Source organism: Pseudomonas sp. RGM2987 (assembly GCF_022952855.1).
GTDB lineage: Bacteria > Pseudomonadota > Gammaproteobacteria > Pseudomonadales > Pseudomonadaceae > Aquipseudomonas.
The window spans coordinates 55,076-77,726 of record NZ_JALJDX010000204.1 but is presented as its reverse complement, the minus strand read 5'-3'; the positions used below and the strand labels follow the sequence as shown (position 1 = coordinate 77,726).

Genomic DNA, 22,651 nt, shown 5'->3' with positions numbered 1-22,651 from the left:
ATGTTGACTGTTACGCCGCTTTCGCGAGCAAGCCCGCTCCCACAAGGGTTCCATTCAGCCGGCAGGCCTCAGGTAGCTCAAAATTTCACGCTGCTAATCCCTACCACTTGTAATTCACACTGGCGACGACACTGCGCTGGTCGCCGTAGTAGCAGTAGAAGCCATCACAGGTGGACAGGTAATCCTTGTTGAACACGTTCTTGGCATCCACCGCCACCGACACGCCCTTGAGCGAATTGCTCAGGCGTCCCAGCTCGTAATGGGCCGATGCGTCGTAGATGGTGTAGGAACCGACATGCCCCCAATCGGTGTTGGTAGTGTTGCCATAGGTGTCGTCGACGTAGCGCACGCCTGCGCCCACGCCGAAGCCGTCGAGTGGGCCGTTGTGCCAGGTGTAGTCAGCCCACGCGGTGGCCTGGTTGCGCGGCACCTGGGCCATGCGCTTGCCTTTCTCCGCCGCGGTGCCCTTGGTGATTTCGCTGTCGTTGTAGGTGTAGGAGCCGATGAGCTTCAGGTTGTCGGTGACCTCGCCCGAGGCCTCCAGCTCCAGGCCCCGCACCTGCACTTCGCCGACTTGGCGGGTGATGTTGTTTTCAGCAACGGCGTTGTTTTTCTGCGTCAGGTCGAACACCGCTGCCGTGAGCAAAGTCTTGGTGCCGGGCGGCTGATACTTGATGCCGGCTTCGTACTGTTCGCCTTCGGTCGGCTTGAACGCGTCGGTGCTGTTGACCAGCGTACCGGCCGCCGCCTGGAACGACTGGGCGAAGGAAATGTACGGCGTCACGCCGTTATCGAAGACATAGCTCAGCGCTGCGTTGCCGCTGAATTTCTTGTCGCGCTGGGTATTGGTCGCATCGTTCTGGTTGTGGAACACAGTGCCGGTGTGAATCCAGTCTTCCCGTCCACCGAGGGTCAGGCGCCAGTTGTCCAGAGCGATCTGGTCTTGCACATAGAGCCCGGTCTGCTGGGTTTTCTGGTTGTAGTCGTACATGGTGAAGTACTGGACGTTGGAGAAATCCTGTCCGTAAATCGGGTGGTGGATGTTGCTGGTGGGCACACCGGTCGAGCCCCAATCCCAACGCGAATTGCTATTGGAGCGTTGGTGATCCAGGCCCAGCAGCAGGGTGTGGCTAAGGGCGCCGGTCTGGAAGTCGGCCTGGAAGTTGTTGTCCACGGCGAACTGGCTGATGTCTTCGTCAATGACACTGGCACTGCGCTTGACGGTGCCATCGGCGCTCACCGCTTCCTCAGGCCCCGCCGGCCAGAATTGCCCGCCGGCGGAGATGCCCTGGGTTTCCAGGTCGCTCTTGGTGTAGCGCAGGTTCTGGCGGAACTGCCAGGTGTCGTTGAAACGGTGCTCGAACGCATAGCCCAGTGCGTAGTAGGTGCGATCGTAGAACTCCCAGTCCGGGTCACCGAGGTTCTTGTGGTGGGAGATCCTGCCCGCCGGCGACGCCAGCTTGGTGCCTTGCAGCGGCAGGAATTGCCCGGTAATCCCGGTGTCGTCGCGGGTGTATTGCGACAGCAAGGTCAGACGGGTGTCGTCGTTGATGTTCCAGGTCAGGCTCGGCGCGAGGTTGTAGCGCTTATCTGGAATGTGATCGACCTGGGCGTTGCTGTCGCGCACGGTACCGCTGAGCCGATAGAGAAACTGACCTTCGTCATCGACCTTGCCGGTGCTGTCGAAGTTGATCTGCTTGTGTTCATAGCTGCCGGCCTGCAACTCCACTTCGTGGCTGCTCTCGGCCTCGGGGCGGCGGCTGACCATGTCCAGCATGCCGCCGGGAGGCGTCTGGCCGTAGACCGAGGAGGCCGGGCCGCGCAACACGGCGATGCGCTCAAGGTTCCACGGCTCGATTTTCGGCGTGATGTAGTTGCCCTTGGGCAGCGGCAGGCCATCAAGGAACTGGGTCGGTACGAAGCCACGCACCAGCAGCCAGTCGTTGCGCGAGTCCGAGCCGTAGCCGCTGCTTTGTACGCCGGCGGTGTAGCGCAGGGCATCGTTGAGGTTGAGCACGGAGCGTTCTTCCATCTGCTGGCGCGTCACCACCGAGACCGAGCGTGGCAACTCGACGATTGGCGTGTCGGTCTTGGTGCCGGCGGCGGTGCGGGTGGCGACATAACTGTCGGTCGGGCCCCAGGCGCTTTCGCTGATGCCGGCACCAATCACGCTGGTTTCCGGCAGGGCCATGACGCCCTCGGGCACGGCCACCAGACTGTAGGTGCCGGCGCTGCTTTGCTGCAGTTGCAGGCCGGTGCCACGCAGGGCTTCACGCAACGCGCCGGTGGCGTCGAACTGGCCTTGGACCGGTGCCGAGGTCTTGCCTGAGGCCAGGGACGGTTCCAGGCTCAGGGCGAGGCCGGCCTGGCTGGCGATCTGGTTCAGGGTGCTGGCCAGTGGCGCGGCGGGCAGGCTGTAGGCGCGCACATTCGAGGCCTGTTCGGCCGCCAGTAGCGGACCGCTGCTCAACGGCATGGCAAAGGCAATGGCGAGGGCCAACAGGCTGGGGCGCAACAGGGTGTCTAGCGGGCGGGACATACGGCGGCTCCTGAATGGAAATATTTCTCAATTGCCTGGGTGCCGGATGAAAATAGAAAAGTGATAGGGGTGGATGAAAATAATTTAGATTCAGCATGGGATTGGGTGGCAAAAGCCGAACGCGGAGCTTCCGTTGAGGCGTCCCCACGCGGAGCGTGGGAACGATCGTGACATCCTCTTCGCGAGCAAGCCCGCTCCCACACTGGATCCTCAGCGAACACAAAATGTGTGGGCAAAGACAATCCCCCTGTGGGAGCGGGCTTGCTCGCGAAGGCGGCTTATCTGACACACCTTCGGTCAGGGCTTGGCCTCGCCCTTCGGCCCCACCACCACCCACCACCTCGTATGATGCTCGACCTGCACCGGCAAGGTCGGCAGCAGCGCCGTCAGGGCGAGGTCGGTGTCGTGCAGCGGGAAGCTGCCGGTGATGCGCAGGTCCGCGACCTTTGGCTCGACGCCCAGGTAACCACGACGGTAGCGCCCGAGTTCATGCACCAGGTCTTCGAGGCGGGCGTTGTCCACCACCAGCATGCCGCGGGTCCAGGCATCGGCGCCGGGGTTCAGCGCCAGCGTCGGGCCGAGGCCATCGCGGCGCATCAGCACCTGCTGGCCTTCGCGCAGGATCTGTTCGGCGTCGCTCGCCTGGGGATGGGCCGCCACGGCGGATTGCAGCACGCTCAGGCGCGTGCCTTCCTCCTCGCGCTTGACCAGAAACCGCGTGCCCAGCGCGCGCATGCGGCCTTCGCGGGTTTCGACGATGAACGGCCGCGGATCGTTGTGGCCGGTCTGCACCAGGATCTCGCCTTCCTGCAGGACGATTCGCCGCTGCTTGTCATCGAAACGAACGTCCAGGGCACTGTGGGTATTGAGGTTGATCAACGTGCCGTCGGCCAGCCGCAGGGTGCGTTGCTCGCCGGTGGCGGTGCGCTGGTCGGCCAGCCAGTAGTCCAGCGGCAGGTAACGCTCCCCGGCGAACAGCGCCAGGCCGATGACCGCGACCACGCTTGCCAGGCCACTGCCGATCTTACGCAGTCGGCGGCGAATGCCGGCCCGCGATTGCAGCAGCGCAGCCCGCGCCGGCCCATTGGCAACGCTGAAGCGTTGGTCAAGCATGCCCAGTTGCCGCCAGGCACGAGCGTGTTCTTCATCGGCGGCGTGCCATTGGGCGAAGGCTTCACGTTCCCGGGGGCTGCCCGAGTCCAGCGCCAACTGCCAGGCAATCGCTGCATCCAGCACGCGGGCCGAGACCGGTTTAGAAGGGATCGGGCTCATGTCGGCTCACCGTACAACGCGATGTAGCACTGACGGATGCCCTGGGCCAGATACTGCCGTACCCGCGGCACCGACACCCCCAGGCGCTGGGCGATTTCGGCGTGGCCGAGGCCATCCAGGCGGTTATAGAGAAAGGCTGCGCGGGCCTTGCTCGACAGTTTGCCCAGCAGCCGATCAATGTTCTTGAGGTCTTCGAGGATCATCTGCTGGTCTTCCACCGAGGGCTGCTCGGCTTCGGGGATCAGCATCAGTTCGGTGAGATACGCCTGTTCCAGCGCCGCCCGACGGAAGTAGTCGAACAGCAGGCCCTTGGCGATCGCCACCAGGAATGCCCGAGGCTCGCGGGGCGTCTTGAGCTCGTCGCGGCCCAGCAGGCGCACGAAGGTATCCTGGCTCAAATCCTCGGCCTTTTGTGCACAGGCCACATTGCGCCGCAACCATGCCAACAGCCACGTGCGATGGTCACGGTACAACGCACCAACCAGATCACTGTGGGGACTTGGGACTGACGACACGGAGCATCACCGATGTTTTAAGTAACGAGAATTGTTCGCGATTGTGTCAGAGAGCAGGGAGGGAAAGCAATTGGCGCTGGTCGGGCGACGTGGTGACCTTGAATAAAAGCAGAACCCCTGTGGGAGCGGGCTTGCTCGCGAAGACGGCTGCACATCCGACATCAATGCAAGCTGATCCACCGCTTTCGCGGGCAAGCCCGCTCCCACAAAAGCTTTGTGTTCAGATTTCGAATCAAATCGAAGGCGCCTGCTGCCGCCGCTTCCACTGGCCCAGGCGCTGTTGCAGTTCCAGCGCGCTGTCGATCTGTTGCTGGCGGGCGCGGCTGAACAGGATCAGCGCCAGCTCTGCTGTAGCCAGGGCGTCGGCGCTGGCGTTGTGGCGCTCCTGCACCTCAAGCTTGAACCAGCCGATCCAGTCGTCCAGCCCCGCTTTGCGCAGGCCGGCCTGGGGGCAGAGCATCGGTGCCAGATCCGCCACGTCCAGGAACGTGTGCTGCAAGCGATAGCCCAGGTAATCCTTGAGCGCACGCCCGAGCATGTGGGAGTCGAAGGGCGAGTGGAACGCCAGCAGTGGGCTGTCGCCGACGAACTCCATGAACGCCAGCAGCGCCTCGGCCGGATGACTGCCGGCGGCGATGGCACTCGGCGCCAGGCCGTGAATCAACACGCTTGGCCCGAGCTTCTGCTTGTCGCATTGCAACGTTCGTTCAAATTGCTGGCTGAAGTCGATGGCGCCGTCCTCGATGACCACTGCGCCGATGGACAACACTTGATCCTTGTTCAGGTTCAGCCCGGTGGTTTCCAGGTCCAGCACCACCCAGCGCTGGTCCCGCAGGCTGCATTCACGCAGCGGTGAAGGCGCCGGCAGCCGTTCCAGGCGTTGTTGCAACGCATCGGGCAACGCTGGCTGGGCCGCACGCAACCAGGAAAACAGCTTCACAGCTGATACCTCAGCGTCAGGCTGCTTTGCAGGCGTTGGGCCTGGCGCAGGGATTCGCGCAGGATGCGTCGGTCCAGATGGTTCAGGCTGTCGGGGTCGACCCGATTGGAATAGGGTAGGTTCTCACGGGTCTGCAATTGATGCTGTTGCATGCGGGTCTGTTGGATGAAGTGATAGGCCTCTTCATACGCGGCCCCGTCCAGCGGTTCGATCACTTGCTTGGCGACCAGTTGCCGCAAACGCTCCAGGGTATTGTTGGCTTTGATGCCGTTGGCCAGTGCCAGCAAGCGGGCACCGTCGACGAAAGGCGTCAGGCCCTGGACTTTCAAATCCAGTGTGGCTTTCTCGCCGTTCTTGCGGCTCAGCACGAACTCCCTGAAACGACCCACCGGCGGACGATGGCGCAGTGCATTGTCGGCCATCATCCGTTGGAACAAGCGGTTATCGCCCACCTGCTGGAGAATCTGCTGGCGCAGTTGCTCGCACCCATGCTCGTCGCCCCAGACCACCCGCAGGTCGAAATAAATGCTCGAGCCCAGCAGGTTTTCCGGAGTGGCTTCCCGGATGAACGCCGCAAAACGTCGGGCCCATTCCGCGCGGGACAGGCACAGCTCGGGGTTGCCGGCCATGATGTTGCCCTTGCACAGCGTGAAGCCGCACAGCGCCAGGCTCTGGTTGATCTGCTGGGCGATGGGCAGCAGCAAGCCGCGAATCTGCGCCGCGTGGGCCGCGTCCCGGGCTTCGAACAGGATGCCGTTGTCCTGGTCGGTGTGCAGGGTTTGCTCACGCCGGCCTTCACTGCCGAAACACAACCAGCTGAAGGGCACGCCCGGGTCGCCCTTGTCGGCCAGGGTCAACTCGATGACCCGGCACACGGTGTGATCGTTGAGCAGGGTGATGATGTGGGTGATCTGGGTCGATGATGCGCCGTGGGCCAGCATGCGCTCAACCAGTTGGCCGATCTCGCCGCGCAGGGTCACCAGGTTTTCTACCCTCGGGGCGCTGCGAATGGTCCGGGCCAGGTGTACCAGGTCGACTCGCTGCAGGGAGAACAGATCGCGTTCGGACACCACGCCACACAAGCGCTGATCCTTGACCAGGCAGACGTGGGCGATGTGACGCTCGGTCATGGCAATGGCGGCGTCGAAGGCGCTGTGGTCCGGCGAAAGAAAAAACGGTGCCTGGGTCATGTGCGCCGCGATGGCCTGGGAAAAGTCCCCTGAGCCGTCGGCCACCACCTGCCGCAGGTCGCGCAGGGTGAAAATCCCTACCGGCGCCTTCTGCTCGTTCACCACCACGATGCTCCCCACCTGTTGCTCATGCATCAGCTTCACGGCTTCGCGCAACGGCGTGACAGGGCTGCAACTCACCGGATGACGCATCGCCAGCTCACCCAGCCGGGTATTGAGGGAATACTGCGTGCCCAGCGCCTGGGCGGACTTCTGCTGGACCTGTTGGTTGACCTGGTCGAGCAGGCTGCTGACCCCGCGCAGGGCGAAATCGCGAAATGGCCCGGACAGGGCGAACAGCTTGATGAACGCTTGCTTGTTCAGTTGCAGGCAGAACGTGTCTTCGCCGGCCAGGTGCTCGGTGCGGGTGGCGCGCTCGCCCAGCAGTGCGGCGAGGGGAAAGCATTCGCCGGTGGTGATTTCGAAGGTGGTTTCGGTGCCGCCCTTGGCCGTGTGCGGACGCTCACCCACCACCCGGCCCTGCTTGACGATGTAGAAGTGTTCCACCGGGCCGTCGGCCGGCTTGATGATGCTCTCGCCCGAGGCATAAAAGCGCAGCAGGCATTGCTCCACCAGATAGGCCAGATGGGCATTTTCCATTTGGTTGAACGGGGGGAAGCGTTGGAGAAATTGCAGCGTCCCCTGGATGTTTTGCAACACCGCGGTTTTCCCTGCCTGGATGAAGGCGTCCGCTTTTTTCATGACATTAGGCAATCTTTTTCGAATTGTTGTGGTCGGATCAGTTCCCCCATGGTCGGCCCCTGAGCACGGGGTGCCCATTGGACGTAAGTCTAGGTCGCGGCAATCGCCCCGCGATGAGGAAAAAAGTCTTACGCGCGGTGTATGCAAAATCGTCGCGGAATGCCCTTGGAAAAAAATCCGACGAAGTGCACATTGAAGCGCCGCGAGACGATGTCTGACCACTGTGCCAGGGGATCGATTCAAGAACGTAGAGAGCATCATGTCCGACCACGATATTTTGAGTGACGCCGAGCGCGAGGCGCTGAGTGCCGTCATGCTGGAGCCTGACCTGCCGCCGCAACGGGTGTTGATCGTCGATGACGACAAGGACGCCCGCGAGCTGCTGTCGGAGATTCTGGCGCTGGACGGTATTCACTGCATGACCGCGGCCAGCGGTGAAACAGCGCTCAAGATGCTGGAAACCAAACCCTCCATCGGTCTGTTGATTACCGATCTGCGCATGGGCAACGTCGATGGCCTGGAGCTGGTGCGCCTGGTGCGCGAGTCGGAGCGGGCCGCGCTGCCGATCATCATCGTGTCCGGTGATGCCGACGTGAAGGATGCCATCGAAGCCATGCACCTGAGCGTGGTGGATTTCCTGCTCAAGCCCATCGACACCGAAAAGCTGCTGGGGCTGGTCAAGCATGAGTTGGGGATGGATCTCTAGGTCCCTTTCGCAAAAAAACCTGTGGCGAGGGGATTTATCCCCGCTGGCTGCGAAGCAGCCCAACGAATTGAATTCAACTTGTTCGAACATCGAGGCGACAGGTTTTAGGGTTGCTGCGCAACCCAGCGGGGATAAATCCCCTCGCCACAAGAGTTGCCTCTGAGTCATCTTCCCAAAGAATAAAAAGGGCCCTGATCGCAAGATCAGGGCCCTTTTTAACGCTACCGTTCAATCACAACCCATTGGTTGCCTTGAACTGGCGACGACGACGATGCAGCACCGGCTCGGTATAACCGTTGGGCTGTTTGGTGCCCTCGATCACCAGTTCGACCGCCGCCTGGAAGGCGATGTTGCTGTCGAAGTCCGGCGCCAGCGGGCGGTACAGCGGGTCGCTGGCGTTCTGACGGTCCACCACCGGCGCCATGCGCTTGAGGCTTTCCATCACCTGGTCCTGGGTAACGATGCCGTGGCGCAGCCAGTTGGCGATGTGCTGGCTGGAAATACGCAGCGTGGCACGGTCTTCCATCAGGCCGATGTCATTGATGTCCGGCACCTTCGAGCAGCCCACGCCCTGGTCGATCCAGCGCACGACATAACCCAGGATACCCTGGGCATTGTTGTCCAGTTCGTGCTTGATCTGCTCCGGTGTCCAGTTCGGGTTGACGGCCAGCGGGATGGTCAGGATGTCGTCCACCGAAGCGCGGGCGCGTTTGGCCAGTTCGGCCTGGCGGGCGAACACGTCGACCTTGTGGTAATGCAGCGCGTGCAGCGCAGCGGCGGTTGGCGATGGCACCCAGGCGGTGTTGGCACCGGCCAGCGGATGGGCGATTTTCTGTTCAAGCATCGCGGCCATCAGGTCCGGCATGGCCCACATGCCCTTGCCGATCTGTGCGCGGCCTTGCAAACCAGTGCTCAGGCCGATGTCGACGTTCCAGTTTTCGTACGCGGCGATCCACTTCTCGGCCTTCATGTCGGCCTTGCGCACCATCGGGCCGGCTTCCATGGAGGTATGGATTTCGTCGCCCGTGCGGTCCAGGAAGCCGGTGTTGATGAACACCACGCGCTCGCTGGCGGCCTTGATGCAGGCCTTGAGGTTGATCGTGGTACGGCGTTCCTCGTCCATGATCCCGACCTTGAGGGTGTTGCGCGGCAGGTTCAACACGTCTTCGACGCGGCCGAACAGCTCGTTGGTGAATGCGGCTTCCTCCGGGCCATGCATCTTCGGCTTGACGATGTACACCGAGCCGGTGCGGCTGTTGCGTCGCGACGTGTTGCCGTTGAGGCTGTGGATCGCCGCCAGGCTGGTCAGCAGGCCATCGAGAATGCCTTCCGGCACTTCGTTACCGTCCTTGTCGAGGATAGCGTCGATGGTCATCAGGTGGCCGACGTTGCGCACGAACAGCAGCGAGCGGCCGTGCAGGGTCAGGCTCGAACCATCGACGGCGGTATACGCACGGTCGGGGTTCATGGTACGGGTAAACGTCTGGCCGCCCTTGGCGACTTCTTCCGACAGATCGCCCTTCATCAGGCCGAGCCAGTTGCGGTAGATCAGCACTTTGTCGTCGGCATCGACGGCGGCAACCGAGTCTTCGCAGTCCATGATGGTGGTCAGCGCCGCTTCCATCAGGATGTCTTTGACACCGGCGGCATCGGTCTGGCCGACCGGGGTATTGGCATCGATCTGGATTTCGAAGTGCAGGCCGTTGTGCTTGAGCAACACGGCGGTCGGTGCCGAGGTATCGCCCTGGAAGCCCACCAGTTGCGCATCGTCACGCAGGCCGCTGTTGCTGCCACCCTTGAGGGCGACCACCAGTTTGCCGTCGACGATTTTATAAGCGGTGGAATCGACGTGGGAGCCGGCCGCGAGGGGGGCCGCTTCGTCGAGGAAGGCGCGGGCGAAGGCGATGACCTTATCGCCGCGAACCTTGTTGTAGCCTTTGCCTTTTTCCGCGCCATCGGCTTCGCTGATGGCGTCGGTGCCATACAACGCGTCGTACAACGAACCCCAGCGGGCGTTCGAGGCGTTGAGGGCGAAACGGGCATTCATCACCGGCACTACCAGCTGCGGGCCGGCCATACGAGCGATTTCGTCATCGACATTTTGGGTCGTGGCCTGGAAATCCGCCGCTTCTGGCAGCAGGTATCCAATGTCTTGCAGGAAGGCTTTGTAAGCCACGGCGTCATGGGCCTGGCCGGCACGGGCCTGGTGCCAGGCATCGATCCGCGCCTGGAAGTCGTCGCGTTTGGCGAGTAGGGCTTTGTTCTTCGGCGCCAGGTCGTGGATGACCTGGTCGGCACCGGCCCAGAACTGGTCGGCGGTCAGACCGGTGCCGGGGATGGCTTCGTTGTTCACGAAGTCGAACAGGACTTTGGCGACCCGAAGGCCACCGACTTGAACGTGTTCAGTCATTGCTTGCCTCACTCTGCTCAGCTATTTCGCTTTTCAGCTCTTCGATTTTGACAATGAAGCCTCGGGACATTTAAACCACAAACCCGGTTACCAGTACATGCCATCGCTGGCGGCTGGGTGGGACCTGTCAAGGGCGTTTAAGCCTTGCTGACGGGGCTTTTCAGGGATGCGACTGCGCCTTGGCAGACATCGGTCCTGCGTTATGTAGTGCGCGCTGCGGCATACTACATGATCAGTTGCGGTTGTGAAAATCAGACTAAATGCGTCGTTCTGCGACCGACTAAAGGAGTACAGTCACGACGAGGTATGGGATGTTCTCAAAAAATGAACAGAATGTTCCAGATAAATCTACATGATGTACACATTCCGTGGCGAGGGAGCTTGCTCCCGCTGGGCTACGCAGTAGCCCCAAGAAGTCGAGTCGCGCTTCGCCCGTAGCGCCAGTCCGGTCCAGCGGGAGCAAGCTCCCTCGCCACAAAAGCCTGACTGCCGTGATGCAGTGACTTGCCTATACTCTTGCTTCCCACAACAAGAGGGCTGCGCCATGGACCACTTGGTCATCACTGTTTTCGCCCCGGACAAGCCCGGGCAGGTCGAGCGCATTGCCGATTGCATCGCCGAGCATGGCGGTAACTGGCTGGAAAGCCGCATGTCGCACCTGGCTGGACAATTTGCCGGCATCCTGCGCCTCAGCGCCCCGGCTGAAGCTCATGAAGAACTGATCGAAGCTTTGCAGGGGTTGTCGACGCACGGCATCCGCGTGTTGATCGCTGAAAGTGCGCTGGAAGAAACCTGCCATTGGAAACCCATCGCCATGGAGCTGGTGGGCAATGATCGTCCCGGTATCGTGCGCGATATCACCCGGTTGCTCAGCGAGCAGGGGGTCAATGTCGAGCGACTGGTCACCGATGTGCGGCCGGCGCCGATGAGCAGCGAGCTGCTGTTCCACGCCGAAGCGATCCTGGGTGTGCCGCTGGGTCTTTCCCTGGACACCTTGCAGGAGCGTCTGGAAACTTTGGCCGACGAGTTGATGGTGGAGCTCAAGCTCAGCGACGAAGCGTGACCACGGTTATCCAAGAAAAACCTGCGCCTGCCTGTGGATAACCTGTAGAGACCCGTCGCCAGCCCAAGCCCGCCGTGCCTTGGCGAGCAATGGTCAAAAAATCACCAGTTTTCAAGGGCTTGTGCACAAACGGCGGGGATCACGCTGTGGATAACCTTGGGAAGGATCAGTGCAGGCCACGCCCGGCGTGGCCTGTAAAGGTTTGTGCGTTTTTTGATCAGGTGCGCCGGCGCATGCTGACCACCGCATCGACGCTGTACACCGCAAGCCCGGCCCAGATGAACAGGAACGCCACCAGGGTGCTGGACGACAGGTGCTCGTCGAACAACAGCACGGCGAGCATCAGCACCAGGGTCGGTGCGATGTACTGCAAGAAACCCAAAGTGGTGTAGGGCAGATGCCGTGCGGCGGCGTTGAAACACACCAGCGGGACCAATGTCACCGGGCCGGCGGCCACCAGCCACCAGGCTTCGGAGGTGCTCCAGAATGCCGCCTGGGCGCTGGTGGCGGTCGGGTTGAGCAGCAACCAGGCGAGGGCTATCGGTACCAGCATCCACGTTTCCACTACCAGCCCCGGCAGCGCTTTTACCGGCGCCTGTTTGCGGATCAGCCCGTAGAAACCGAAGGTCAATGCCAATGCCAGCGACACCCAGGGCAAGCTACCCACTTGCCAGACCTGCTGCGCCACGCCGACTGCCGCCAGCGCTACGGCCAGCCACTGCATGCGCCGCAGCCGCTCGCCAAGGATCAGCATCCCCAGCAACACGTTCACCAGCGGGTTGATGTAATACCCCAGGCTCGCTTCGAGCATGCGGCCGTTGTTCACCGCCCAGACGTAGATCAGCCAGTTGGCCGCGATCAGCGTGCCGCTCAGGGCCAGGATCGCGAAGCGACGCGGATTGTCCCGCAGTTCGCGCCACCAGCCCGGGTGTTTCCAGACCATCAGCAGCGCCGCGCCGAACAGCGCCGACCACAACGCCCGGTGGATGATGATTTCCACGGCCGGCACGCTGGCGATGGCTTTGAAATAGATCGGGAACAGACCCCAGATGATGTAGGCACTCAGGCCCAGGATGTACCCGCGACGCGGGTTGGCGGCTTGCATGCAGAATCCTTGCTTAGGCAGCTGACAAAGGGGTGATTGTAAGGAGATTTGTCTGGTAGTGGGGTGAGGGTTTTTGATGGGTACGGTGAAAAAACTGTGGGAGCGGGCTTGCTCGCGAAAGCGGTGTGCCAGTCAATATGCATTGTGCAGGGACCGCCGTCTTCGCGAGCAAGCCCGCTCCCACATGGAGGTCACAATTGGGCCGAGTCAGAACAGCTTCAACGGCTCTTCATTGAGCGCCGCCAGTTGTTCGCGCAACGCCAGTATGTGGTCGCCCCAGTACCGTTCGTTGCCGAACCACGGGAAGCTGCGAGGGAACGCCGGGTCATCCCAGCGTCGGGCCAGCCAGGCGCTGTAGTGCATCAGGCGCAGGGCACGCAGGGGTTCGATCAGGGCCAGTTCGCGGGGGTTGAAGTCGTGGAACTCGCTGTAGCCGTCCATCAGTTCGGATAATTGCCCGAGGCATTCCTGGCGGTCGCCGGCGAGCATCATCCACAGGTCCTGCACCGCCGGGCCCATGCGGCAGTCGTCCAGGTCGACGATGTGGAATACCTCGTCGCGGCACATCATGTTGCCGGGGTGGCAGTCGCCGTGCATGCGGATGTTCTGGTGGGGCGTGGCGGCGTAGACCTCTTCGACGCGCGTGAGCAGGTCACGTGCGACCGATTCGTAGGCCGGCAGCAGGCTGCGGGGGACAAAACCGCTTTGCAGCACGGTTGCCAGCGAATCGTGACCGAAGTTCTTCACGCCCAAGGCCTCGCGATGCTCGAACGGACGGCTGGCGCCCACCGCATGCAGACGCCCGAGCAACTGCCCGAGGCGATAGAGCTGGTCCAGGTTACCCGGCTCCGGCGCCCGGCCGCCGCGCCGGGGAAACAGCGTGAAGCGGAATCCGGCATGCTCATGCAGGCTCGTGTCGTGATGGGTCAGCGGCGCCACCACCGGGACTTCGCAATCGGCCAGCTCGAAGGTGAAGCGGTGTTCTTCCAGGATCGCTTCGTCGGTCCAGCGCTGCGGGCGATAGAACTTGGCGATCAGCGGCTCGCCATCTTCGATGCCGACCTGGTAGACCCGGTTTTCATAGCTGTTGAGGGCCAGCACCCGGGCGTCGCTGAGCAAGCCAAGGCTCTCAACGGCATCGAGCACCAGGTCGGGGGTAAGGGTATCGAACGGATGGGACATGCTGACTCCTGCGCAGCGGCAGGGCTGCCGCGTCCGGCCCAGCATGGTAGCGCAAAGCAGTCTGAATTGATTGATCAGACTTGGACCGGGTCCTGTGGCGAGGGAGCTTGCTCCCGCTCGGCCGCGCAGCGGTCGCATGCTTGATGATGACCGCTGCGCGCTCAAGCGGGAGCAAGCTCCCTCGCCACAAAGAATGACTCAGGCGCCGATCACCCCGCCATCCTCACGGGTAATCACCATCACCGACGAGCGCGGCTTGCCGTTGGGCAGATGCTCGGGGAAGGTCGAGCCGCCGTTTTCCCCTGGATGCTGGATCCCGACGAACAAGGCCTTCTGGTCCGGGGCGAAGCTGATCCCGGTTACCTCGCAGCCCACCGGCCCGACCATGAACCGGCGGATTTCACCGCTGTCGGGGTCGGCACACAGCATCTGGTTGTTGCCCATGCCGGCGAAATCACCCGCATTGCTGGAGTCGCCATCGGTGAGGATCCACAACCGGCCGGCCTTGTCGAAGCCCAGGCCATCGGGGCTGTTGAACATGTTTTGCGCATTGATGTTGGACGAACCGGCTTTCGGCGTGCCGGCGTGCACCGTCGGGTTGCCGGCGACCACGAACAGGTCCCAGGAGAACGTCTTGGACGCGTGGTCGTCGCGGTCGGTGCGCCAGCGCAGGATCTGGCCGTAGACGTTCTTGGCCCGTGGGTTCGGCCCGTCCACCGGTTGGCCGTCTTCGCCACGCTTGGAGTTGTTGGTCAGGGTGCAATAGACCTGGCCGTCCTTGGGGCTGACCACGATCCACTCTGGACGGTCCATGCGCGTGGCCCCGACGGCACTGGCGGCCAGGCGTGCGTGGATCAGGATTTCAGCCTGGTCGGCGAAGCCGCTGCTGGCGTCGAGACCGTTCTTGCCGTGGGTCAGCTCGATCCACTGGCCCTTGCCTTTGGGATGGTCCGGGTTGCCGTCGCCGGCATCGAAGCGCGCCACGTACAAGGTGCCATGGTCCAGCAGGTTGCGGTTGGCCTTGGCATTGCGATGGTTGATGCGCTCGCGGCTGACGAACTTGTAGATGAACTCGCCACGCTCGTCGTCGCCCATGTACACCACGGCGCGACCGTCATTGGTCTGCGCCAGGGCGGCGTTTTCATGTTTGAAGCGGCCCAGGGCGGTACGTTTCACTGGCGTTGCGTCCGGATCGAACGGGTCGATTTCCACCACCCAACCGTGGCGATTGAGTTCGTTGGGGTTCTTCGCCAGGTCGAAGCGTGGATCGTGCAGGTGCCAGTTGATCTCGCGACTGGTGACGGTGGCGCCGTAGCGCTTTTGCGCTTCATCGAACTGCAGGTCGGACTGGCTGCTGCCAAAGCAGTCGGTGAAGTTCTCTTCGCAGGTCAGGTAAGTGCCCCACGGCGTCATGCCGTTGGCGCAGTTCTGGAACGTCCCCAGCACTTTCTTGCCGCTCTTGTCGGCGCTGGTTTTCAGCAGGTCGTGACCGGCGGCCGGGCCGCGCAGGCGGATCGGCGTGTTGCCGTGGATCCGCCGGTTGTAGCGCGACTCCTGGACGAACTGCCACTGGCCGCCACGGCGACGCTGGACCTCAATCACCGACACGCCCTCACTGGCCTGGGCCTTGTGTACGTCTTCAGCCGATTGCGGTTGGCCGCCGTGGGGGAAGAGGTAGCGGTAATTGGTGTATTCGTTGTTGATCGCCATCAGCGCCCGATTGTTGTCGCCGGGGAACGGGAACAAGCTCATGCCGTCGTTGTTGTCGCCGAACTGCACTTCCTGGGCGCGGGCGGTGCCGTTGCCGCTGGGGTCGAAGGCCGGTGCATTTTTCTTCAGCGGCTGGCCCCAACTGATCAGCACCGAGGATTTGTAGCCTGGCGGCAGGGTGATGGTGTCGGTCGTCGCGGCAGCGATGCTCTTGAAGCCCAGCAGCCGGCTGTTGCCTTCGCTCACGGCGGCGGCGAGGACGCTGCGGCTCAGCAGGTTGCCGCCCAGGAACATCGCCGCGCCGCACAGGGCGCCGGCGCTGATGAAGCTACGACGGCTCAGGCCGACGATTTTTTCCAGGTCGGTGGATTGGTTTTCTTCTAATAGGCTCATTTCAGGCTCCCTGCTGGTTTTGGCAGTCACCTTAAAGGGAGCCGATGAAACTATTGTTGCAACCCGCTACAACTGGGTGCCGAGCAATACATTTGTCGGGGAAAACCGCACTTGCACCGCCGAGCCGGTCGCCAGGTTTCGGCTGCGCAACTGGAGCGGGTCGGCCAGGGCACACAGGGTCTGGCCATTGGGCAGGCCGATGCGCACTTCACTGGGGCCGTCCTCGGCAGCGGCGATGTGCTCGATCACGCCTTGCAGGACGTTGTTCCCGGATGTATCCGGCTCCTCGAGCGCGTGTAATTCCAGCCAGCCGGCCTTGATCAGTGCAACCACGTCGGTGCCGATTCCAAGTTCCAGGCGCACGGTGCTGTCATGGGTGATCCGCGCTTCGATGACCAGGCCTCGGGCCAGCTCCAGGCGCACCCGGTCATTGTGGCCCTGGGCTTGAATCTCCAGGACCTTGCCATGCAGTTGATTGCGCGCACTGGTGCGCAGCATCAGGCGACCCAGCAGGCCCAGGTCGCCGGCGTCTTCGCTGGCTTCGAGCAACTGCGCCTGCAAGGTCTGCAAGCGCTGGTAGAGACGCAGCACGCGTTGCCCCTCGTCCGACAGCCTGGCGCCACCACCGCCCTTGCCGCCGATGCTGCGCTCCACCAAGGGGCTGTCCGCCAGGTTGTTCAACTCATCGATGGCGTCCCAGGCCGCCTTGTAGCTCAGGCCCGCGCTCTTGGCGGCGCGGGTGATCGAGCCCTGCTCGGCGATGTGTTGCAGCAGCGCGATGCGTTGGGGGCGCCGGACGATGTGTTGGGTCAGGAGCGTGGGCAATGACATGGCTAAAACTACATACGAGATTGATCCGCGGACGTTGGCGCCTTGGGCGCGGTGCGTCAAGCCGGCTCGCCGTTTTTTGGCGTGCGGGCCAGGCAGTAGACATCGACGCGTGCAGCGCCGGCGTCGAGCAGCAGGCCAGCCAGCGCCTCGGCGGTGGCGCCGGTGGTGAGTACGTCGTCCACCAGCGCCAAGTGACGCTTGCGCAAGTCGGCACCGGGCGCCAGGGCAAAGGCCTGGCGCAGGTTTCGACGGCGTGCCCGGGCGTCGAGCGCCTGTTGCGCCGGGGTGTCCTGGACCCGCCGCAGCAGGTTTTCTTCGCAGGGGATTTCCAGTGGCCGGCTGAGCCAGCGAGCGATCAGCGCCGCCTGATTGAAACCTCGCTGGCGCAAGCGTCGGGCAGCCAAAGGTACCGGCACCAATGCGTCAGGCCGTTCCAGCCCTTCATTGAACTGGTGTTGCAATGCCTGCGCCAGCAGCTCGCCCATCAGCCGCCCCAGCGGCCACTTCGCCTGATGCTTGAAGCGGGTGATCAGGCTGTCCACGGGAAAGTCATAGGCCCAGGGAGCAAGGACCCGCTCGAAGGCCGGCGGCCGCGTGGCGCATTGCCCACAACGTAGTCCGGCCATGGGCAATGGCAGGGCGCAGACGTTGCATTGGTCGCCGAGCCAGGGCAACTCGCTTTCACAAGGTGTGCAGATCGGCTGTGGCGTATCGGTAGCGTCACCGCACAAAAGACAGGGTTGTTTGTTTTTTAACCAGATGTAAACCGGACCTTCGTATCGTGGTTGACAGCGCATGACTCTTCCTTAAATATGCCGAACATCCGTGTCGCGCCTGTGGGTATTGCGTGTCCCCAGTCGCCAGCCAAGCATAATCAAGGAAATACCCATGAGCGCCAGCACCACTGCCAACCTGCGTCATGACTGGTCTTTGGCCGAAGTCAAAGCACTCTTCGTCCAGCCCTTCAATGACCTGCTGTTCCAGGCGCAGACCGTGCACCGCGCGCATTTCGACGCCAACCGGGTCCAGGTTTCCACCCTGTTGTCGATCAAGACCGGCGCCTGCCCGGAAGATTGCAAATATTGTCCGCAGTCCGGCCACTACAACACCGGGCTGGATAAAGAGAAGTTGCTGGAAGTGCAGAAGGTCCTGGAAGAAGCCGCACGGGCCAAGGCCATCGGCTCCACCCGCTTCTGCATGGGCGCGGCCTGGAAACACCCGTCGGCCAAGGACATGCCCTACGTGCTGGAAATGGTCAAGGGCGTGAAGGCCATGGGCCTGGAAACCTGCATGACCCTGGGCCGTCTCGACCAGGAACAGACCGAGGCGCTGGCCCAGGCCGGGCTGGACTACTACAACCACAACCTCGACACCTCGCCGGAATTCTACGGCAGCATCATTACCACTCGCACCTACAGCGAGCGTCTGCAAACCCTGGCCTACGTGCGTGACTCCGGGATGAAGATCTGCTCCGGCGGCATCCTCGGCATGGGCGAGTCCCTGGACGATCGCGCCAACCTGCTGATCCAACTGGCGAACCTGCCGGAGCATCCGGAGTCGGTGCCGATCAACATGCTGGTCAAGGTCGCCGGTACGCCGCTGGAGAACGCCGAGGACGTCGATCCGTTCGATTTCATCCGCATGCTCGCGGTGGCGCGGATCCTCATGCCCAAATCCCATGTACGCCTGTCCGCCGGTCGTGAAGCGATGAACGAGCAGATGCAGGCCCTGGCGTTCCTGGCCGGTGCGAACTCGATTTTCTACGGCGACAAACTGCTGACCACCGCCAACCCACAGGCCGACAAGGACATGCAGTTGTTCGCCCGCCTCGGAATCCAGCCTGAAGCCCGTGAAGAACATGCCGACGAAGTGCACCAGGCGGCGATCGAGCAGGCGCTGGTGGAGCAAAAGAGCAGCGAGCAGTTCTACAACGCGGCCGTCTGAGCTAACACACAATCAAATGTGGGAGCGGGCTTGCTCGCGAAAGCAGTATGTCAGGCAAAGAGATATTGACTGACACACCGCTTTCGCGAGCAAGCCCGCTCCCACAGAACAGCGGTTTACACTGAGGCCTGCATGCCCTTCGATCTCGCCGCACGCCTGGCTGCCCGTCGTGCCGAAAATCTCTACCGCCAACGCCCGTTGCTCGAAAGCCCGCAAGGGCCGGAAGTGGTGGTGGACGGTCAGCCGTTGCTGGCGTTCTGCAACAACGATTACCTGGGCCTGGCCAATCACCCGCAAGTGATCGAGGCCTGGCGCGCCGGGGCGGCCCGCTGGGGCGTCGGCGGCGGGGCTTCACATCTGGTGATTGGTCACAGCGGTCCTCATCACGCCTTGGAGGAGGCCCTGGCCGAGCTGACCGGTCGTCCGCGTGCCTTGCTGTTCACCACCGGCTACATGGCCAACCTCGGCGCCGTCACCGCGCTGGTGGGGCAGGGCGATACGGTGCTGGAAGACCGCCTCAATCACGCCTCATTGCTCGATGCCGGGCTGTTGTCCGGGGCGCGATTCAACCGCTACTTGCACAACGATGCCCAGAGCCTGGCCAGCCGCCTGGAAAAAGCCACCGGCAATACCTTGGTGGTCACCGACGGGGTATTCAGCATGGATGGTGATATCGCCGACTTGCCGGCACTGGCTCGTGAAGCCAAGGCCAAGGGCGCCTGGCTGATGGTCGACGATGCCCACGGTTTCGGCCCGTTGGGGGCCAATGGTGGCGGGATCGTCGAGCATTTCGGCTTGAGCCAGGATGATGTGCCGGTCCTGGTGGGCACCTTGGGCAAAGCGTTCGGCACCGCCGGGGCTTTCGTTGCGGGTAGCGAGGAGTTGATCGAGAGCCTGATCCAGTTCGCCCGTCCCTACATCTACACCACCAGCCAGCCACCGGCCCTGGCCTGCGCGACCCTCAAGAGCCTCGAACTGCTGCGCAGCGAGCATTGGCGGCGCGAGCATCTGCAGGTATTGATCCGCCAGTTCCGCCAAGGCGCCGAGCAGATTGGTCTGCAGTTGATGGACAGCTTTACGCCGATCCAACCGATCCTGATCGGCGACGCGGGGCGGGCGATGCGTTTGTCGCAGATGCTCCGTGAGCGCGGGCTGATGGTTACCGCGATTCGTCCACCCACGGTGCCGGCCGGCAGCGCTCGTTTGCGCGTGACCCTGACCGCCGCCCATAGCGAAGCCCAGGTGCAACTATTGTTGAATGCACTGGCCGAATGTTTCGCACAACTGGGACCGGAGCCAAGCCATGCGTGATCGATTGATATTGCTGCCCGGCTGGGGCTTGGGCATTTCACCACTGGAGCCGCTGGCCGCCGCGCTGCAAGGGCTGGACGAGCACCTGCGGGTGGAAATCGAGCCGTTGCCGGCGCTGGCGTCCACTGATCCTGAACAATGGCTCGACGAACTGGACGCTTGCGTGCCCCAGGACGCCTGGCTGGGTGGCTGGTCCCTGGGCGGCATGCTGGCCGCAGAGCTGGCGGCGCGCCGGGGCGAGCGCTGCTGCGGCTTGCTGACGCTGGCGAGCAATGCGTCGTTCGTCGCCCATGAACAATGGTCGAGCGCAATGGCCGGCGAGACCTTCGACGGGTTCCTCGCCGGGTGCGCCGCCGATCCACGGCAGATCCTCAAGCGTTTTAGCCTGTTGTGCGCCCAGGGTTGCAGCGACCCACGCGGCTTGTCGCGGCTGCTGCTGGCCGGTGCGCCGGGAAGTTCAGATGATGTGTTGATGGCCGGCCTGCAAGTGCTGGCGCAACTGGACACTCGCGCGGCATTGCAGAGTTATCGCGGTCCGCAGCTGCATCTGTTCGCCGGGTTGGACGCCTTGGTGCCGGCCGAGGCCGCGAGTGACTTGCTGGCGTTGTTGCCGGATGTTGAAATCGGCCTGATCGAACAGGCCGGCCACGGATTCCTTCTGGACGACCCCCACGGTGTGGCAGCGGCGATCCAGGCTTTTCTGCATGAGTCCGGTGATGACTGATTTGTCTGTTCCCCCATTGCCCGGCGCCTTGCCCGACAAACGCCAAGTGGCCGCCTCGTTTTCCCGGGCGGCAGCCAGCTATGACAGCGTCGCCGAATTACAGCGAAACGTGGGTGAACAATTACTGGCGCGGTTACCTGCCGGGTTTGTGCCGGGGCGTTGGATGGACCTGGGCTGCGGCACCGGTTATTTCACCCGGGCCCTGGGTGCGCGCTTTGGCGCGGCGAACGGCCTGGCGCTGGATATCGCCGAAGGCATGCTCAATCACGCCCGCCCTCAGGGTGGCGCTGCGCATTTTGTCGCCGGCGATGCCGAGCGCCTGCCGGTGCAGGCGTCGAGCTGCGACCTGGTGTTCTCCAGCCTGGCGGTGCAGTGGTGCGCGGAGTTTGCTTCGGTGCTGAGCGAGGCCTATCGCGTATTGAAACCCGGTGGAGTGCTGGCCTTCACCAGCCTTTGCGTGGGCACGCTGTACGAATTGCGCGACAGCTGGCGTCAGGTAGACGGCCTGGTGCACGTCAACCGTTTCCGCGCGTTCGAGACCTATCAACAACTGTGCGCGGCCAGCGGGCTGAATCTCATCTGCCTGGAAAACCGTCCACATGTGCTGCACTACCCCGACGTGCGCAGCCTGACCCACGAGTTGAAAGCGCTGGGCGCGCACAACTTGAATCCCGGTCGCCCCGGCGGATTGACGGGCAGGGCGCGGATCAAGGCGCTCGTCGAGGCCTATGAACAGTTTCGTCAGGCACAAGGACTGCCGGCGACCTACCAGGTGGTCTACGCCGTTTTGGAGAAACCGCTATGAGCCAGGCCTATTTCATTACCGGCACTGACACCGACGTCGGCAAGACCACCGTCGCGACCGGCCTGCTGCATGCCGCTCGCCTGGCCGGCTTGAGTACCGCGGCCGGTAAGCCGGTGGCTTCCGGTTGCGAGATCACCCCCAAGGGCCTGCGTAACGCCGATGCGTTGGCGCTGTTGGCCGAGTGTTCGGTGCCGCTCGATTATGCCCAGGTCAACCCGGTGGCGTTCGAGCCGGCCATTGCGCCGCACTTGGCGGCCCGCGAGGCCGGCGTGGCGCTGACCGTGCAATCGTTGCTCGGGCCGATGCGCGAAGTGCTGGCCCTGCAAGCCGATTTCACATTGATAGAGGGCGCCGGTGGCTGGCGTGTCCCGTTGGCCGACCAGGACAATCTCTCGGACCTGGCCATGGCGCTGGGCTTGCCGGTGATCCTGGTGGTGGGCGTGCGCCTGGGGTGCATCAGTCATGCGCTGCTGACCGCCGAAGCCATTGCCCGGGACGGTTTGCAACTGGCCGGCTGGGTGGCGAATATCATCGACCCCAAGACCTCGCGTCTGGAAGAAAACCTCGCCACCCTGGCCGAACGCCTGCCGGCGCCGTGCCTGGGCAGAGTACCGAAAATCAAAGGTGTCACCGCCGAAGCCGTGGCCAGTCATCTGCACCTGGAACTGCTCGATTAAGGTTTTCGCTATGGTGAGGCAGTGTGCCATTAGTGTTTTTGTCGGGCCTTTCCGAAAGGCTTCTGCTTCAATAGCCCCTGTCGACCCTTCAAGAAGACGAGCTCTGCCATGCAAATCTCAGGAAATACCGCGTTCTATGCCGGTCTGAGCACTGTCCAGACGGGGCAGAACCGTGTCGATCAGGCAGCCAGCCAGATCGCCAGCACTACCATCGAGCGTTCGGTCACCAGCCAGTCCTCCGAAGTCCAGGTCGATCGCCTGCGCTCGGTGGATCGCAGCCAGCAGTCAGACGTGGCCAGTAACATGGTCGAAATGGCCCAAGGCAAGTTCCAGGTTGACTTGGGCGTGAAGGTTGCCAAGGCATCCGACGAAATGCTCGGTACATTGATCGATACCTTCGCCTGATCGCTGTACTTCAGATGTGCAAAGACGCCGCGATCATTCGCGGCGTTTTTGTCTCTAACCTCTTCTTGCTCAACTAATCTTTTATCTACACGTATCGCGGACCTTTGTCTGTGAAGAATTCTCCTGCCCGATTTTTTCCCGATTCGATGACGAATGGCAAAAGATCGACGCTTGACAAGATTTGGGCG

General features: G+C 62.7%; 19 protein-coding genes. 8 read left to right on the top strand and 11 right to left on the bottom strand.

Translation table 11 applies throughout. The features are described 5' to 3' along the window. Nucleotides 1-100 precede the first annotated feature (100 nt). The 5 genes from RGM2987_RS16985 to RGM2987_RS16965 all read right to left on the bottom strand — a co-directional run bounded on the left by RGM2987_RS16985 (nt 101) and on the right by RGM2987_RS16965 (nt 7,197). Nucleotides 101-2,539, bottom strand: coding sequence for a TonB-dependent siderophore receptor (locus tag RGM2987_RS16985; RefSeq protein ID WP_245143394.1), 2,439 nt, complete (start codon nt 2,537-2,539; stop codon nt 101-103). A 297-nt stretch (nt 2,540-2,836) separates the two neighbouring features. After that, on the bottom strand, nt 2,837-3,811 hold the full coding sequence (locus RGM2987_RS16980; RefSeq protein ID WP_245143392.1) for a FecR family protein: 975 nt from the start codon (nt 3,809-3,811) through the stop codon (nt 2,837-2,839). Next, nucleotides 3,808-4,326: an RNA polymerase sigma factor gene (locus RGM2987_RS16975; RefSeq protein ID WP_245143389.1), complete on the bottom strand. Its 519-nt coding sequence runs from the start codon at nt 4,324-4,326 to the stop codon at nt 3,808-3,810. The genes RGM2987_RS16980 and RGM2987_RS16975 overlap by 4 nt, the downstream gene beginning before the upstream one ends. 232 nt (nt 4,327-4,558) lie before the next feature. Beyond that, on the bottom strand, nt 4,559-5,266 hold the full coding sequence (locus RGM2987_RS16970; protein ID WP_245143386.1) for a 3'-5' exonuclease: 708 nt from the start codon (nt 5,264-5,266) through the stop codon (nt 4,559-4,561). After that, nucleotides 5,263-7,197, bottom strand: a complete 1,935-nt coding sequence (locus RGM2987_RS16965) for a putative nucleotidyltransferase substrate binding domain-containing protein (protein ID WP_245143384.1) — start codon at nt 7,195-7,197, stop codon at nt 5,263-5,265. Before RGM2987_RS16965 ends, RGM2987_RS16970 begins: the two co-directional genes overlap by 4 nt. 259 nt (nt 7,198-7,456) lie before the next feature. On the opposite strand from RGM2987_RS16965, the gene RGM2987_RS16960 reads away from it, so the two are divergent. Continuing rightward, nucleotides 7,457-7,903 carry a response regulator gene (locus RGM2987_RS16960; RefSeq protein ID WP_053126003.1) on the top strand — a complete coding sequence of 149 codons (447 nt, stop codon included), beginning with the start codon at nt 7,457-7,459 and terminating at the stop codon, nt 7,901-7,903. Nucleotides 7,904-8,135: 232 nt separating this feature from the next. Here RGM2987_RS16960 and RGM2987_RS16955 read toward each other — a convergent pair whose 3' ends face one another. After that, complete coding sequence (locus RGM2987_RS16955; RefSeq protein WP_245143381.1) at nt 8,136-10,313, bottom strand: malate synthase G; 2,178 nt, start codon at nt 10,311-10,313, stop codon at nt 8,136-8,138. A gap of 544 nt (nt 10,314-10,857) precedes the next feature. Here RGM2987_RS16955 and RGM2987_RS16950 point away from each other — a divergent pair. After that, nucleotides 10,858-11,376: an ACT domain-containing protein gene (locus tag RGM2987_RS16950; RefSeq protein WP_245143378.1), complete on the top strand. Its 519-nt coding sequence runs from the start codon at nt 10,858-10,860 to the stop codon at nt 11,374-11,376. A 217-nt stretch (nt 11,377-11,593) separates the two neighbouring features. Here RGM2987_RS16950 and rarD read toward each other — a convergent pair whose 3' ends face one another. From rarD to RGM2987_RS16925, 5 genes are all read right to left on the bottom strand, one after another. Further along, a complete protein-coding gene (rarD, locus tag RGM2987_RS16945) occupies nt 11,594-12,481 on the bottom strand; it encodes an EamA family transporter RarD (RefSeq protein ID WP_245143376.1) in 888 nt (295 codons plus the stop codon). A gap of 207 nt (nt 12,482-12,688) precedes the next feature. Continuing rightward, complete coding sequence (locus RGM2987_RS16940) at nt 12,689-13,663, bottom strand: serine/threonine protein kinase (protein ID WP_245143374.1); 975 nt, start codon at nt 13,661-13,663, stop codon at nt 12,689-12,691. Nucleotides 13,664-13,861: 198 nt separating this feature from the next. Then, nucleotides 13,862-15,766: a PhoX family phosphatase gene (locus RGM2987_RS16935; RefSeq protein WP_245143341.1), complete on the bottom strand. Its 1,905-nt coding sequence runs from the start codon at nt 15,764-15,766 to the stop codon at nt 13,862-13,864. Between the two features lie 66 nt (nt 15,767-15,832). Then, nucleotides 15,833-16,597, bottom strand: coding sequence for a TOBE domain-containing protein (locus RGM2987_RS16930; protein ID WP_245143339.1), 765 nt, complete (start codon nt 16,595-16,597; stop codon nt 15,833-15,835). A 56-nt stretch (nt 16,598-16,653) separates the two neighbouring features. After that, entirely contained in the window at nt 16,654-17,394 is a 741-nt protein-coding gene (locus RGM2987_RS16925) for a ComF family protein (RefSeq protein ID WP_245143337.1), read from the bottom strand. 91 nt (nt 17,395-17,485) lie between these two features. On the opposite strand from RGM2987_RS16925, the gene bioB reads away from it, so the two are divergent. From bioB to RGM2987_RS16895, 6 genes are all read left to right on the top strand, one after another. Beyond that, nucleotides 17,486-18,541 carry a biotin synthase BioB gene (gene bioB / locus RGM2987_RS16920; RefSeq protein WP_024779415.1) on the top strand — a complete coding sequence of 352 codons (1,056 nt, stop codon included), beginning with the start codon at nt 17,486-17,488 and terminating at the stop codon, nt 18,539-18,541. A 132-nt stretch (nt 18,542-18,673) separates the two neighbouring features. Next, nucleotides 18,674-19,852, top strand: coding sequence for an 8-amino-7-oxononanoate synthase (gene bioF, locus RGM2987_RS16915; protein ID WP_245143334.1), 1,179 nt, complete (start codon nt 18,674-18,676; stop codon nt 19,850-19,852). Continuing rightward, nucleotides 19,845-20,576, top strand: a complete 732-nt coding sequence (locus RGM2987_RS16910) for an alpha/beta fold hydrolase (protein ID WP_245143332.1) — start codon at nt 19,845-19,847, stop codon at nt 20,574-20,576. The genes bioF and RGM2987_RS16910 overlap by 8 nt, the downstream gene beginning before the upstream one ends. Beyond that, nucleotides 20,569-21,381, top strand: coding sequence for a malonyl-ACP O-methyltransferase BioC (gene bioC, locus RGM2987_RS16905; protein ID WP_245143330.1), 813 nt, complete (start codon nt 20,569-20,571; stop codon nt 21,379-21,381). Before RGM2987_RS16910 ends, bioC begins: the two co-directional genes overlap by 8 nt. Continuing rightward, the gene (bioD, locus tag RGM2987_RS16900) at nt 21,378-22,058 is read left to right on the top strand and encodes a dethiobiotin synthase (protein WP_245143327.1); all 681 of its coding nucleotides are present in this window, start codon (nt 21,378-21,380) and stop codon (nt 22,056-22,058) included. Before bioC ends, bioD begins: the two co-directional genes overlap by 4 nt. 108 nt (nt 22,059-22,166) lie before the next feature. Further along, nucleotides 22,167-22,463, top strand: coding sequence for a pyrroloquinoline quinone biosynthesis protein PqqE (locus RGM2987_RS16895; RefSeq protein WP_245143325.1), 297 nt, complete (start codon nt 22,167-22,169; stop codon nt 22,461-22,463). The last annotated feature ends 188 nt before the right edge of the window (nt 22,464-22,651 follow it).